This is a genomic window from Streptomyces sp. APSN-46.1 (assembly GCF_022815725.1).
Classification (GTDB): domain Bacteria; phylum Actinomycetota; class Actinomycetes; order Streptomycetales; family Streptomycetaceae; genus Streptomyces.
Genome location: NZ_JALGRF010000001.1, coordinates 550943 through 564232, shown reverse-complemented (window position 1 = coordinate 564232; position 13290 = coordinate 550943). Strand labels below are relative to the sequence as shown.

Annotated in this window: 10 protein-coding genes and 3 pseudogenes; 10 read left to right on the top strand and 3 right to left on the bottom strand. The window is 70.8% G+C overall.

Annotation, left to right across the window (positions count from 1 at the left end; translation table 11 throughout):
• Positions 1-6 precede the first annotated feature (6 nt).
• From MTF65_RS02520 to MTF65_RS30610, 8 genes and pseudogenes are all read left to right on the top strand, one after another.
• Positions 7-1236 (top strand): lysine N(6)-hydroxylase/L-ornithine N(5)-oxygenase family protein, encoded by a 1230-nt coding sequence (locus MTF65_RS02520; protein WP_243626542.1) that lies wholly within the window; start codon positions 7-9, stop codon positions 1234-1236.
• Complete coding sequence (locus tag MTF65_RS02515; protein ID WP_243626541.1) at positions 1233-1610, top strand: cupin domain-containing protein; 378 nt, start codon at positions 1233-1235, stop codon at positions 1608-1610. The genes MTF65_RS02520 and MTF65_RS02515 overlap by 4 nt, the downstream gene beginning before the upstream one ends.
• Positions 1603-2706 (top strand): FAD-binding oxidoreductase, encoded by a 1104-nt coding sequence (locus MTF65_RS02510; protein WP_243626540.1) that lies wholly within the window; start codon positions 1603-1605, stop codon positions 2704-2706. The genes MTF65_RS02515 and MTF65_RS02510 overlap by 8 nt, the downstream gene beginning before the upstream one ends.
• Positions 2703-4334, top strand: a complete 1632-nt coding sequence (locus MTF65_RS02505) for a class I tRNA ligase family protein (RefSeq protein WP_243626539.1) — start codon at positions 2703-2705, stop codon at positions 4332-4334. Before MTF65_RS02510 ends, MTF65_RS02505 begins: the two co-directional genes overlap by 4 nt.
• Positions 4331-5578: an acetyl-CoA carboxylase biotin carboxylase subunit family protein gene (locus MTF65_RS02500; protein WP_243626538.1), complete on the top strand. Its 1248-nt coding sequence runs from the start codon at positions 4331-4333 to the stop codon at positions 5576-5578. Before MTF65_RS02505 ends, MTF65_RS02500 begins: the two co-directional genes overlap by 4 nt.
• The gene (locus tag MTF65_RS02495) at positions 5571-6863 is read left to right on the top strand and encodes an MFS transporter (protein ID WP_243626536.1); all 1293 of its coding nucleotides are present in this window, start codon (positions 5571-5573) and stop codon (positions 6861-6863) included. Before MTF65_RS02500 ends, MTF65_RS02495 begins: the two co-directional genes overlap by 8 nt.
• A gap of 70 nt (positions 6864-6933) precedes the next feature.
• Positions 6934-8133, top strand: coding sequence for a low specificity L-threonine aldolase (locus MTF65_RS02490; RefSeq protein WP_243626535.1), 1200 nt, complete (start codon positions 6934-6936; stop codon positions 8131-8133).
• A 253-nt stretch (positions 8134-8386) separates the two neighbouring features.
• Positions 8387-8494, top strand: a pseudogene (locus tag MTF65_RS30610) (IS5/IS1182 family transposase); the annotation flags it as partial.
• 20 nt (positions 8495-8514) lie between these two features.
• On the opposite strand, the gene MTF65_RS02485 reads toward MTF65_RS30610, so the two are convergent.
• Positions 8515-9771, bottom strand: coding sequence for an IS110 family transposase (locus MTF65_RS02485; RefSeq protein ID WP_243627276.1), 1257 nt, complete (start codon positions 9769-9771; stop codon positions 8515-8517).
• Positions 9772-10198: 427 nt separating this feature from the next.
• Here MTF65_RS02485 and MTF65_RS02480 point away from each other — a divergent pair.
• Positions 10199-10480: pseudogene (locus tag MTF65_RS02480) on the top strand (IS5/IS1182 family transposase); the annotation flags it as partial.
• 12 nt (positions 10481-10492) lie between these two features.
• Here MTF65_RS02480 and MTF65_RS02475 read toward each other — a convergent pair.
• Together MTF65_RS02475 and MTF65_RS30400 are read right to left on the bottom strand one after the other, a co-directional pair.
• A complete protein-coding gene (locus MTF65_RS02475; protein WP_243626533.1) occupies positions 10493-10999 on the bottom strand; it encodes a DinB family protein in 507 nt (168 codons plus the stop codon).
• 624 nt (positions 11000-11623) lie between these two features.
• A pseudogene (locus tag MTF65_RS30400) lies at positions 11624-12688 on the bottom strand (cobalamin-independent methionine synthase II family protein).
• Positions 12689-12747: 59 nt separating this feature from the next.
• On the opposite strand from MTF65_RS30400, the gene MTF65_RS02460 reads away from it, so the two are divergent.
• Positions 12748-13203 carry an HAD family phosphatase gene (locus MTF65_RS02460; RefSeq protein ID WP_243626529.1) on the top strand — a complete coding sequence of 152 codons (456 nt, stop codon included), beginning with the start codon at positions 12748-12750 and terminating at the stop codon, positions 13201-13203.
• Positions 13204-13290: the final 87 nt, after the last annotated feature.

The following is a 13290-nucleotide window of genomic DNA, read 5'->3' as shown; positions in this document are numbered from 1 at the left end:
CCCACCATGAACGCACACATACTCGACTACGCGGCCGTCGGCATCGGCCCCGCGAACATGAGCCTCGCCGCGCTCGCGCATCCGGTCGAAGGGCTGCGCGGCGCCCACCTGGAACGCCGTGAGAGCTTCTCCTGGCACCCCGGACTGCTGCTGCCCGAGGCCACCCTCCAGGTCTCGCTGCTCAAGGACCTGGTGACGCTGGTCGACCCGACCAGTCCCTTCTCGTTCCTGTCGTTCCTCGCGAGTGAGGGCCGGCTCTACCGGTTCCTGGCCGCGGACTTCCCGGCCGTCCTGCGCGCCGAGTTCAACCAGTACCTCCAGTGGGTCGCCGGGCGGCTGCCGAGCCTGACGTTCGGGGCGGCCGTACGCAGTGTGGACTTCCACGACGGGGCCTTCCACCTCCGTACCGGCGAGCGCGATGTGACGGCACGTCATCTCGTGCTCGGTACTGGGCTCACCCCGTCCGTTCCCGAGCCATTCCGCCCCTTCCTCGGCTCCACCGTCTTCCACTCCGGGGAGTTCCTGCTGCGGGCCCCCGAGGTGACCGGACGGCAGGTCGTCGTGGTCGGCGGCGGCCAGAGCGGCGCGGAGATCGTGCGCCACCTGGCGGCCGGCGCGGCCCCCGAGAGCATCACCTGGGTCAGCCGGCGCTCGTCGTTCCTCCCGATGGACGACTCGCCGTTCGCCAACGACCTCTACACGCCCGACTACGTACGCCGCTTCCACGCGCTGCCCGCCGACCACAAGGCCCGACTCCTGGAGCGGCAGAAGTACACCAGTGACGGCATCGACCTCCAAGTCCTTCAGGACATCTACCGGTTGAGCTACCGCGACGAGTTCATCGAGAACAACCCCGGCAGGCTGCGCTTCCTGGCGGACAGCGCGGTCACCGCGATCGAGGGTGGCCCCGACGAATGGAAGCTCGTCGTCGAGTCCTCGGCCCCGGACGCACCCACCGTGCTCGCCGCCGATATCGTGATCCTGAGCACCGGATACGCCTACGCGCTGCCGGACTTCATGGCTCCGCTGGACGCGCGGCTGCGGCGGGACGGCGGGACGCTCGTCGTCGGCGACGACTTCTCGGTCGCATGGGACGGGCCTGCGGAGAACCGGATCTACCTCCAGAACGGCGCCCGGCACTCCTGGGGCGTCGCCGATCCCAATCTCAGCCTGCTCGCCTGGCGCAGTGCGGTCATCCTCAACAGCATGCTCGGTGAGACGAGGTATCCGGTATGATCGCTCGTCAGGTCCCGCAGTTCCAGGCCGATGCGGTCGGCGTCCTGGTCCCCTTCAATCCGACCGAAGTGGAACCCGACGGAGTGACCGTCGCCGAGGCGGACTTCGCCCGTTCGGTCTTCCCCCGCGTGCCGTTCAAGGCGGCCCGCTTCACCGTGCCGCCGGGCGGGACCAGCTCGCCCGACCAGCACGCGGTCCAGGAGATCTGGGTGGTCCACGCCGGATCCGGCACTCTGGAGGTGGACGGCGAACGGTCGCTCGTCGGGCCCGGCTCCCTGGTGGGCTTCGCCTCGCAGGCCGTCCACGAGATCTTCGCCGACCAGGGCGAGGAACTGGTCATCTACTCCTTCTGGTGGTCGGCGCCCGATGAGTGAGCGCACCACCGGGACCAGTGAGGCGCCCCACTACGACCTCGCCGTCCTCGGCGCGGGCGCGGTCGGCGCCCTCGCCGCGTACTACGCCGTGCGCCGGGACCCGGGCCGCCGCGTCGCCGTGATCACGCACGCCGGACGGGGGACGGGCGCGACCCGTCTCTCGGCCGGTTTCGACACGACCACGGGGCACAACCCGGCCCAGCGCGCCCTGGCCGCCCGCAGCACCGCGCTCTTCGACGAGCTCGCCGCCGGACTCGGCGACGCCGGACGCGCGCCGGTCGACGTCCGCTGGCTGGTGGCGCGCGAGAACACGGCCGCGCTCGACGCGACCATGGCCGACGGCGGCCGCACCCGCCCGGTCACCGGGGAGCAGCGGGCCCTGCTCGACCGGACGTTCCCCGGGCTCGCCCACGGCGGCCACGAAGTCCTGCTGGCCACCGCACCCATGACGGCAGGTCAGCCCCAATGGCTCACCGACCGGCTTCTCGACGAGGTCCTCGGCCGCCCGGACAACACCCTCCTGGAGGGCTTCCGGGTCACCGAAGTACGCCGTACGGGCGGGCGCGTCGAACTGGTCGCCGCCGACGGCAGCCGGATCACCGCCGCCAAGGCGGTCCTCGCGCCCGGCCCCTGGGTCCTCGACGGCCCGGTGGCGGCGGCGGCCCGCGAGCGCGGGGCCCGGGTCAAGAAGGTGGTGGCGTTCCACATCATGACGCCGCCCCCGCCGGGCGCCCCGGCACTCGTCCTGGAGGACGCCGACGCCTTCCTGCTGCCCCACCGCCCCGGCGGCCACTGGATCTTCAGCATCACCTCACCCGACTGGGACCGAGGCCCCGACGAACCGCTCGCCATCGACGCCCGCGACCGGGAACTCGCCCGAGCCCTGCTCGCCCGGCACGTACCGGGATTCCTGCCGCACCTGCTCGGCGGCCGCGTCTTCAGCGACTGCTTCACCCCCGGCCATCTGCCGGTCGTGGACACGGTCGGCGGTGACGACGTGGTCATGGCCATCGGCGGCTCCGGCTCCGGCTACCGACTCGCCCCGGCCATGGCCGAGGACGCACTGAACCTGCTCGACGGGAGAACGCGAACATGAGCCTGCTGACCGGGGACACGCACACCCCCCGGCACTACCTCCTGGTGCCGCCCGAGGCCACGCCCAACGGCCCCCTGCACCTCGGCCACATCGGCGGCCCCTTCCTGTGGTCGGACATGATCGCGCGGCATCTGCGGGTCCGGGGCGACCTGCCGTTGGTGATCACCGGCAGCGATGTGTACGAGTCGTACGTGACGCTCAGGGCGCACGCCGAGGACTCCACGCCCGGCGAGGTCGCCGCCCGCTACGGACAGCGCATCCAGGACGACTTGGCCGCGCTGCGCATCGGCATCGACGCGTTCATCGTCCCCGATCAGCAGCCCTGGCGAGAGCAGTTCGAGCAGGAGGTCGCCGCCTCGATCGAGCGGCTGACGGCCCGGGGCGCGGTGCTGACACGCACCGAGCGCGTGCCCTACTGCACGGCGTCGGACCGCTGGGTGGTGGGCGGCTGGCTCCAGGGCCGCTGCCCCGAGTGCGGTGCGGGCATCGCCAGTTACTTCTGCGAGGAGTGCAGTGCGCACTTCCTGCCCGAGTCGGTCGTCGAGCCGCGCCCCCTGCTCGACGAGGGGCCGCTGACCTGGCGGGAGATCGCCAGCCTCTTCCTGCGGCTGCCGGACCGCGACCTCCTGGACAGCACGCTCGTGGACCTGGGCGTCGCCGACCGCTACCGGGCGACCGTGGCGCGCTTCCTGGAGCGCGACGGCATGACCGTACGGCTGAGCGCCCCGCAGACGTGGGGACTTCCGCTGCCCGCGCCCGAGCCGGACGTGCCGCGCGCCCTCTTCCCGTACGCCGGGATCTTCATGTTCGCCCGCCTCGCCGGCGCCGTCCACGGCCGGCTCTCCGGCACCGGCGTGAACGCCTTCGACCCCGACTCCGGGGTCACCACCATCACCACCCTGGGGATCGACAACGTGATCCCCACCCTGGTCTCGATCGTCGGCACCAGCCTGCTGCACGGCGGCATGAAGCCGTACGACCGGTGCCTGATCAACAACTTCTACCGGCTGGCCGGGCGGAAGTTCTCCACCAGCGCCCGGCACGCCATCTGGGCGGCGGACATCGCCGCGTCGCCCGCCATCGGCGTGGACACCGTCCGGTACTACCTCGCCGGGGCCGATCTGGAGTCCGGGGCGGCGAGCTTCGAGACGGCGGACTTCCTTCAGACCGCGAACGCCACGCTCGCCGACGGCCTCGGCAAGCGGATCGAGGCCGCCTGGAGCCGGCTGCCCGAGGGGCCGCCGCAGGCGCCCGCCCCGGCCGTCGCCGACCTCGTGGAATCCCTGCTCGCCGAGCAGTCCGCGGCGCTCGACGGCGCCCGTGTCTCGACCCGGCGCGCGGTCGCGGCGCTCGACCGCTGGTGCGCCGACGACGCGGTCGCCCACGCGGCCGAGGACGGCGCCTACTGGTGGCTCAAGGGCCTGTCCCTGCTGGCGTTCCCGGTGATGCCGGACCTCGCCGAGCTGGTCTGGCAGCGCCTCGGCGGCGCCGGAGAGCCTCGCGCGGCGGCCTTCCTCGCCAGGACCCCGGCTCACCGTGACCGGCCCGCGCCCGGCTTCGGCCGGGTGAGCGCCGCCGATCTCGACGCCTGCCTGCCCGACACCCTGCGACCGGGAGCGGACGCGTGACCGACCGGACCACACCGCTGTACGTCGTCCTCAACCGCTCCGGCGACGAGTTCGGCGAATACCACCGTTTCCTCGACGGCCACCTCTGCCGGATGGTGTACCTCACCACGCCCGGCGGGCTGCCCGCGCTCGACCAGGACGGGGCGACCGAGGTCCATGTGCGCGACAGCCTCGACCACGACGACCTGCTGCCCCTCGTACGGGAGATCGCGGACCGGCACGGCACGCCCGAGGCCGTCTTCGGCCAGTCCGAGTACGACATCCTGACGGCCGCCCGGCTCTCGGCCGCACTCGGCGTCCCCGGCGGCTACGGCCTCGACCTCGTCCAGCGGTTCAAGGACAAGCCCGCCATGAAGAGCGCGGTAGGCGCGGCCGGACTGCGGGTTCCCCGATTCCGGAGCCTCGACGACGCGCCCTCGGCGGAGGCGGTCGTCGACGCCCTCGGCGGTCTGCCCCTGGTCCTCAAGCCGCGCGCCGCGGCGGGCTCCCAGGGAGTCACGGTCGTCCACAGCGCCGACGAACTGCGCGACGCGCTGGGGGGCGTCGACCCCGAGGCGTACGAGTGCGAGGAGTACGTCGACGGGGACATCTTCCACGTCGACGGCGTCCGCCGCTCCGGCCGCCTCCACTTCGTCACCGCTTCCCAGTACGTCCACACCTGCCTGGACTACGCACACGGCCGCCCGCTGGGCTCGGTCCTGCTCGACCCGGGCCCCCAGCGCGAGAAGCTCACCACGTTCGCCGACCGCTGTCTGCGGGCGCTCGGGCTGCGCGACGGCGCGTTCCACCTGGAGGCGATCCGACGTCCGGGGGGCGAGCTGGTGTTCCTGGAGGTCGGGCTGCGGCCGGGCGGCGCGCAGGTGCCGTTCCTGCACGTCGACCTCTACGGCATCGACCTGTTCGCCGAGGCGTTCCGGGCGGCCCTGGGCCTGCCCCCGCTGTGGCAGCCGTCCGAACCGGTCGGGCCCCGGGCCGGCGGCTGGCTCATCTACCCCGCCCCGCGCGAGCTGCCCGGACGGGTCGTCGCGCGCACCTCGCCCGGGTCGGCCGTCCCCGAGGTCTACCACGAGGAACTGCCCGCGATCGGCCAGATCATGACCGGGCCCGGCAGTTATGACGAGGGCTGCGGGATCTTCCGGTTCCGAGGGCGGAGCGCCGCCGGGGTTCGCGCCGCCGTGCACACCGCGATGGAGGTGTACGGGCTGCGGACCGAGCGGGCCGAGGGAGCTGAGCCGCATGGCTGAGGCACGCCGGTACGGAATGCTGCACGCCTGGTTCCGGGAGATCCTTCCGGCCGCCGGGAACGCGCGCAGACTCGGCGTCCTCACGCTCATCCAGTCCCTGGGGCTCGGGGTGTTCCTCACCTCCAGCGCCGTGTTCTTCACCCGGACCATCGGCATCCCCGCCCAGCGCGTGGGCCTCGCCCTGTCGGTCGCCGGGCTCTGCGGTCTGGTCTGCACCGTGCCCATCGGCCGACTCGCGGACCGGCTCGGCGCGGCCCGGGTACTCACCGTCAACTTCCTGCTCGCGGCCGTCGGCTTCACCGCGTACTGCCTGGTGGACGGCTTCGCCGCCTTCCTCGCGGTCGCCTGCGCCATCGCGGTCCTGGAGACCTCGGCGGGCGCGCTCCAGGCGTCGCTCACCGACGCGCTGGTGGGCGAGGCGGAACGGGTCAGGGTGAGCGCGCAGATGCGCAGCCTGTTCAACCTGGGCTTCCTCGGCGGCGCCGCGCTGGCCGGAGCCGCCATCGCGGCCGGCACCTCGACCGCCCTGTACGCCACGGTCCTCGCCAACGCCGCCCTCCAGTTGGTCTCCGTCGCCGTGCTGCTCGGAATGCGGCTGCCCGCGGGCGCCGGGCCCCGGGCCACCGCCGCCGAGGCGCCGGGCGGGGTGCTGCGCAGCGCCGCGCTGCGGGACGTGCGCTATGTGGCGGTCGCGCTGGTGTGCGGCGCTCTGGAGCTGTACCACCCGTTGCTGACGGTCGGTCTGCCGCTGTGGATCGTCACCGGCACCGACGCGCCCGCGCTGCTGGTGTCGGGGCTGCTGATCCTGGACACCGTCCTGGTGCTGTTTTTCCAGGTCACGGTCAGCAGGGGCGCGCGTACCCCGGCGGGAGCGGCACGCATGCTGCGCTGGGCGGGGTGGGCACTGGGGGCGTCCTGCCTGGTCTTCGCGGCGAGCGGGGGACACGGCGCGCTCCTGGACAGCGCGGCCCTGCTGGGCGGCGCGCTGGTGCTTGTCCTCGGCGAGCTGTACCAGGCGTCGGCGAGCTGGGGCCTGTCCTTCGGGCTCGCCCCGGCGGGCCGGCAGGGGGAGTACCAGGCGGTGTTCTCCCTGGGGCGCGGGCTCCAGCAGTTCGCCGGGCCGTGGCTGATGACCTCCCTGGTCGTCGGCGCGGCGGCGACCGGATGGCTGGTCCTCGCGGCGCTCTTCGCCCTGCTCGGGCTCGCCGCGCCGCCGTTGGTGCGCGGCCTGGAGAAGGCCCGCGCGCGGACGGAGCCGGCGTCGCCGGAGCCGGCGCCGGCCTGAGCGGACCGGCCGGCGCCCGTCCGGACCACATGTGTCACACCCGTACGACCGAAACAAGTGAGCGAGCACCATGACCATACAGCGACGACACGACCCGGACGAGCGCGGCTTCGCCAGCGACAACTACGCGGGTGCGCACCCCGAGATCCTTGCGGCGATCGCCCTGGCCAACGGCGGCCACCAGGCCAGCTACGGTGCCGACGTCTACACCGAGCGCCTCCAGGAAGTGGTGCGCGGCCACTTCGGCCCCACCGCGCACACGTACCCGGTCTTCAACGGCACCGGCGCGAACGTGTTCGCGCTCCAGACCATGCTCGACCGCTGGGACGCCGTGGTCTGCGCCGAGTCGGCCCACATCAACGTCGACGAGGGCGGGGCGCCCGAGAAGGTCGCCGGGATCAAGCTCCTGACGGTGCCCACATGGGACGGCAAGCTTACCCCTGAGCTGATCGATCGTCAGGCATGGGGCTTCGAGGACGAGCACCGGGCCCGGCCCAAGGTCGTCTCGATCGCCCAGTCCACCGAGCTCGGCACCTGCTACACGCCGGACGAGATACGTGCGATCTGCGACCACGCGCACGACCTCGGCATGCTCGTCTACCTGGACGGCGCCCGGCTCGCCAACGCCGCCGCCACCCTCGGCGTGTCCCTGCGCGAGATGACCACCGACGCCGGCGTGGACGTCCTCTCGCTCGGCGGCACCAAGAACGGGCTGCTCTTCGGCGAGGTGGTGATCGTGCTCAACGAGAACGCGGTGCGCGGCATGGCCCACCTGCGCAAGACGAGCATGCAGCTGGGCTCCAAGATGCGTTTCATGTCGGTGCAGTTCGAGGCGCTGCTCGGCGGCGACCTCTGGCTGCGCTCGGCGGCCCGCTCCAACGCGATGACCCAGCGGCTGTACGAGGCGGTGCGCGAACTGCCGGGCTTGGAGATCCCCCGCCCGGTGCAGGCCAACCAGATCTTCGCCGTCCTGCCGCCGGCCGTCACCGAGCGTCTCCAGAAGCGTTTCCGCTTCTACACCTGGGACGAGCAGGCCGGCGAGGTCCGCTGGATGACCTCCTTCGACACCACCGAGGACGACGTGGACGCGTTCGCGGCGGCGATCGCGGAGGAACTGGCGGCGGAGCGAGGCCAAGGGTCGGCGGGCGCGCTGACCACGGCCGAGCGCGAGGAACTGGTGCAACTGCGCCGTAAAGTCCGCGAGATGGAAGAGACGATCGAAGTGCTGGGGAAAGCGCCCGCCTTCTCCGCGAACCGCAAGACGAAGTAGCCGGCGGCGGAAGCTTGGGGGGTCGGGCGAGTGTTCTGGCCCCCGGGCAGGAGAAGCACGAAGAGGTCGTCCAGTTCCAGGCCTTACTGCTCGGCAGCATGCTGGTGATCACGTGAGGAGGCTGCCCCGTCGCTGCCACGTCGCTGCCACGACCAGCGACGCTGTCGTACGATCGAGGGGCAGCCTCGAAGAGACCGCCGCTGACCGGCTAGCGCCCCGCTACACTCCAACCGCCCGGCATCGTCCCAGGTCAGAACAGGCCGGTGACGCACCCGCCTTCACGAACGTGATGGCCCGTCTGCGCGTGCCCCGCCGCCGTGGACGTCCCCGCACCAGGCCGGACATGGTCCTGGCTGACAAGACATCCCACGCGGATAAGCGTCAAGCTGCCGCTGCGGCAAGGCCGGCTGAAGGCTGTGGGAAGGCGATTGCTTCGTCGTAGGTGTGACCGTTCTGGAGGCAGTGGAATAGCATGCCCATGAAGCGATTGAAGAGGTTCCGCTGTGCCGCGACGTGACGGTCCCCAGCTGCTCGTCGGCGGTCGTAGTGGGCTCTGGCACCTGGTGACCGGGTGAGAGAGACGAAGGCCCAGACGTAGCCGACGGCAGCCAGTCGCTGGTTTTTGACCTTCCGGCTCATGACCATGCAGCTCTTGCCGCTGGCCCTGGTGACCGGAGCGCTTCCCGCGTAGGCCTTCAAAGATCCGGCGTTGGCAAATCGGGCCCGGTCATCGCCGATCTCCGCCAGGACCCGGGCGCCGGTCAGTGAGGCTAGACCCGGAAAGCTGCGGATGACCGGTGCATCCGGATGCTCTTCGAAGGCCTGCGTGACAGCTTCTTCGAGCTGGTCGGCGTTGTCGCAGGCGGTGTTCAGCTGCCTGAGCAGAGCGGACGTCTGATGCCCGAGAGCCGCCTCGACCTGCGGGAGCTGGTGGAGGTAGTCGCGTTTGAAAACCTCGTGGAGCCTTTCGGCTTCGGCCTGGATGCCGCGGACCCGGCCGGCCTGCTTGAGCAGCGACTGCAGGCGCCGCCGTGTCAGCTTCGCAGCCATGGTCGGGGTCGGTACTGAGGCCAGGATGGTGCGGGCTTCCCTTGAACACAGACCGTGCTTGTGCGGGGCGAAGGCGTCGATGATCGCCGGGTAGAACTCTCTGAGCTGGGAACGAAGCTTGTTGTGGGCCTGGCAACGGGCCCAGACGGCGTCTTGTTGAGCCCGGGCGAGCACGGCGATGGCCTGCACGAGCTCGGAGTCGGCAGGCAGCGGCCGATGGGCGGCCATATCGGTCCGCAGGATGTTGGCCAGGGCCGCGGCATCAACGGCGTCTGACTTCTTGCGTGCCACGGAGTGGCGGTCCCGGTATCGGGCGACTGCCAGCGGATTGATCGCGAAGACTGGCCGACCGGTGGCCCGCAGGCAGGCAACAAGCAGTCCGCGTGACGTCTCGATCGCCACCGGAATCGGGGCGTCCTCGCTATCGCCATGCTCAGCCAACAGAGCCATGAGCTGGGCAAACCCTGCAGCATCGTCGCTGATCCGCACCTTGGAGAGTTGCTTTCCGCCGGCATCGACCAGTGCAATGTCGTGGTGGTCTTCGGCCCAGTCCACGCCACAGAACACTGGCGTCGGTAACCCTGTGATCTCCACCTGCTCCTCCTTCGTCGCGACTCTTTTCCCAGGCCAGAGCCTGTGCAGGGTGCGCGTGCTCCCTAATGGAAGTGCTCAAGGCACGTCATCCCACCAGCCGTTCGCAACCCCAGCGAGTCGTACGGCCCTCGGTCCGCGTCAGAGCTGGAAGCTCAAGGCAGAGCTGAGAGGTGATCCGCACAACCGGCTCGGACTACGAAAAGCAAACCGCCCGGCGTCCGCAGATGGACCAGCCCGCAGCAACAGGACCGCTACGAGGCCCATACAGACAGAACCGCACCCGATTCCGAACACTCATGCCCAGACTGCTGGGCGCGAGCCAGCCTCGTCTTGTCAACAGGGCTCTCAGGCCCGGGCGTATTCAAAGGCTCGGCTCGCGCCCCCAGAACGGCAGCTACCGCTGACGTTCGCTTCCCATTAGGCGTACTCCTCCCGCCGCAACCGCCGCTACCTGCGGCGGCGCCAGATCAAGCACACGATCCCCGAACCGAGGAACCAGCGGGCCAACCGCCAGCGAAGGGGCAGCAGGGGCGGCCGACCCGCAGGCTTCGACAAAACGATCTACAAGCGGAGGAACGAAGTCGAGCGGACGATCAACGCGTTGAAGAATTCTCGGGCCGTGGCCACGAGGTTCGACAAGCGCGGCTACATCTTCCACGGCACCGTCACCGTCGCCTCGATCCGACTTTGGCTCCGCCCGTGATCTCCGCCGGATCTAGTCGCCGGTCGTGCCGTCGAGCATCTCGCGCAGGATGTCCAGGTGGCCGTTGTGGCGGGCCGTCTCCTCGGTGAGGTGGAGGAGGATCCAGCGCAGGTCGACGTGGAGGCCGTTGCGGATGGTTCCCTCGGCCCGCTTGTCCAGGTCGTTCTCGGCGGCCAGCTCGCGGTAGTGGGCGCTCTGTTCGGCGTACTCGTCGAGCAACTGCGTGAGCGGGAAGTCGACGGCGATACGCATCTCGCGGTCGGGGTCTTCATCCGTCATGGGGGCCCGGTCTTCCTCGCCGAGGAAGACCACCTGGAACCAGTAGTACTCGACCCAACGGAGGTGGTTGATCACTCCGCTCATGGTCATCAGCGGTGAGCCCGGCAGGAGCGCCTTGCGGGCGTTCTCCGCCGAGACGCCGTCGCACTTGGCGCGGGCGGTTTCCCGTGCGTAGTCGAGGAACGTGGTGAGCTGGGTGCGTTCGTCCCATGCGGGCGGCGTGTCATCGATTTTGGTCATCGCGCGAAGCGTCCCCGATCACCCCGACCGTTGTCGAGGCATTTCGCAGAGGGCCCAACCTGCTCCACCCACGTCCGGCCGCCCGACATGATCCGCCGGACACCCCCTAGCAACGACTCACTTCCGCCTGGCCCCGGCACCTTCCCCAGGTGTGGCCCCTTCGGGTGCGCCCGCGGACCGCTGCCACGTTGCACGTGACCACCGAAGGCGAGTGCGAGCGGGGGCGAATAGCCGATACGCAAGACGGCCGCAGACCAGGATGACGGCGGAGTGGATTCGGCGCGGGCCGCTGCCCCGGTCGATCGCGGGTGAAGTCCGCACTTCCAGACTCCGTCCGGAGCCACTTTCACCGACGCTCGGACCGCTGCCGGTATGGCCGCAGCCGGGCTCCTCCGTGGGTGCACCGGCGCCGAGTATCCGCTGGACGAGGTCAACGTGGTACTGGCGTGTCTTGCCCGGGCGGGGCACCGGCCGCCTGGTCGTCTCACACCCTGGCAGAGGCGGTCAGCGCATGGCAGGTAGGCGGTGCCCAGTTCTTGGGGAGGCCCGGTCAACAACGAAGGCCCAGGTCGCTGACCTTGGCCTTCGTGCAGGAGCGGGCGACGGGGATCGGCGCCGTCGCGGCTACAGGCCCAGGACCTGGGCGGCGAGTTCGGTGCCGCGTACGCGGGCGTCGATCTTGGCAAAGGCGAGGTCGCGGGAGGTGGAGGTGTCATCGGCGTACGGGGCGAAGCCGGCGTCGTCGCAGGTGCCGAGCTGGTCGACGGGAAGGTAGCGGGCGGCGAGCAGGATCCGGTCGCGCACCTCCTCGGGGGTCTCGACGGTGGGCTGGGTGGGGTCGGTGACGCCGACGAAGACACGGGTGCCGGCGGGCAGCTGGTCGGCGACGATCCGCAGCACTCGCTCGGGATCGGGCTCGCTGGCGAGCTGGAGGTAGAAGTTGCCGACCTTGAGCTGGAACAGCCTGGGCAGCAGGTCCCTGTAGTCGACGTCCAGGCTGTGCGTGGAGTCCTGGTCCGCTCCGGGGCAGGTGTGTACGCCGAGCCGGGCCCTTTCCTTCTCGCTGAACCGGCCCAGGACCTCGTTGTTGAGGGCGATGAAGTCGCCGAGGACGCCGCCGGACGGATCCAGCTTCAGCGACAGCCGGGCCTCCGTGAAGTCCAGCTGCACACGGTGCGCCCCGGCGTCGAGACAGGCTCGGATCTCGGCCGCGGACTCGTTGGCGAGGTCCCGCAGGAACGCCTCGCGGGAGTATCAAGCGATGGAGTCGTGGGGGTAGAGCAGGCTGAGGGCGGAGGGGGCGACGACGGACTGCTTGACCGGTCGGTCGGTGTGCCTGCGGGCGGCGCGCAGGTAGGTGTCCGCGCGGACCTGGTAGCGGAAGGAGCCCGTAGTCAGGCGGGGCAGCTGCCGGGTGTGGCCGTCGGCGTAGGGGATGATCACGCCGTCGGGGGCGAGGGTCGTGAGCCCCCGGAGGGGGTACGTGATCGAACTGGGCTTGGCCTGGTCGCCGTCGACCAGGACCTCGCAGCCCAGCTTCTCCAGCCTGGCGAGGGTATCGACGATGGCCTGGTCCTGCTGCTTCTCCAGCTCCGCGGCGCTCAGGCGGCCTTCAGCATGCGAGGCGATCGCGTCCAGAAGGGCGCGCGGACGGGGAAGGCTGCCGATCGGCTCGGTGGGGATGCTCATGAGCGGACCGTAGGAAGGGCCGGGGTCCCGCGGTCGGGGCGAGGAGGAGCTGGGGCTCGGTGCTGGTGAGTCCGCAGCCGGCCTGGAGCCAGTGGGTCATTTCGGCGAACGCGGTCCGCATCGCGTCGTCGAGCGGGCGGGCGCACGCGGTGGTGATGATGTGGGTGGCGGTCTGTCCAACCCGTCGCGGCCGTTGCCGCAGCCGCCCGGGCCGCGGCCACACGGGCCCCGTCGCGGTTGCATCCGCCAACGACGGCCGCATCGGGCGAGCCGGAATCGCCGTGGCCGGACTGGCCCACCTCTTCCCCGTCATCGTCGCCCGCGAGGATGTCGTCCGTCTCGAACCGGCTCCCGACGCCTACCTCACCGCAGCAACCCGCCTTGGCCTGGAACCTGCCAGCTGCATCGCCTACGAGACCGACGAAGGCATCAGCGCCGCCCACACCGCCCGGATGGACGTCATCGACATCCGCACCGCCCCCTGGACCATCGACCAACCACCACCGCCGTCGTAACAGATGGGGCCAGCCGAGCAGCGCAATCCCCCTGCAGTCCGTCAGCGGTGCTGTCCCTCCAGGTACGGAGGGACAGCAGAGGCGGTC

What these genes read in the sequence shown, in the direction of transcription:
- MTF65_RS02490 (WP_243626535.1), top strand. Translation starts at nt 6,934, where the DNA reads ATGACCATACAGCGACGACACGACCCGGACGAGCGCGGCTTCGCCAGC.
- MTF65_RS02495 (WP_243626536.1), top strand. Translation starts at nt 5,571, where the DNA reads ATGGCTGAGGCACGCCGGTACGGAATGCTGCACGCCTGGTTCCGGGAG.
- MTF65_RS02510 (WP_243626540.1), top strand. Translation starts at nt 1,603, where the DNA reads ATGAGTGAGCGCACCACCGGGACCAGTGAGGCGCCCCACTACGACCTC.
- MTF65_RS02475 (WP_243626533.1), bottom strand. Translation starts at nt 10,999, where the DNA reads ATGACCAAAATCGATGACACGCCGCCCGCATGGGACGAACGCACCCAG.
- MTF65_RS02515 (WP_243626541.1), top strand. Translation starts at nt 1,233, where the DNA reads ATGATCGCTCGTCAGGTCCCGCAGTTCCAGGCCGATGCGGTCGGCGTC.
- MTF65_RS02520 (WP_243626542.1), top strand. Translation starts at nt 7, where the DNA reads ATGAACGCACACATACTCGACTACGCGGCCGTCGGCATCGGCCCCGCG.
- MTF65_RS02505 (WP_243626539.1), top strand. Translation starts at nt 2,703, where the DNA reads ATGAGCCTGCTGACCGGGGACACGCACACCCCCCGGCACTACCTCCTG.